This is a genomic window from Neisseria sp. P0001.S005 (assembly GCF_051963715.1).
Genome location: NZ_JBQCTZ010000987.1, coordinates 1 through 264, shown reverse-complemented (window position 1 = coordinate 264; position 264 = coordinate 1). Strand labels below are relative to the sequence as shown.

The window sequence follows — 264 nt, the reverse complement described above, 5'->3', positions numbered from 1 at the left end:
ACACCGTGCCGATGAATTGCGCAATCCTGCTTCGACCATGAAGCTGGTAACGGCGTTTACCGCGTTTCGTATGTTGGACGGCGATTATCGTTGGAAAACCGAGTTTAAAACTAACGGCACAATCAAAGGCGATACGCTGAAAGGCAATGTGTATTGGGTGGGGAGCGGCGATCCTGTGTTTGACCAACATGATTTGGTGCAAATGCAGCAACAGATGCGCGATAAGGGCATACGCCATATTGACGGACATCTGATACTCGACCG

General features: G+C 50.0%; 1 protein-coding gene. It reads left to right on the top strand.

What is annotated here, in order from left to right; all coding sequences use genetic code 11:
• Positions 1-264 (top strand): D-alanyl-D-alanine carboxypeptidase (locus tag ACTHSP_RS23790; RefSeq protein WP_440347207.1); only part of this gene is annotated, 264 nt, incomplete at both ends.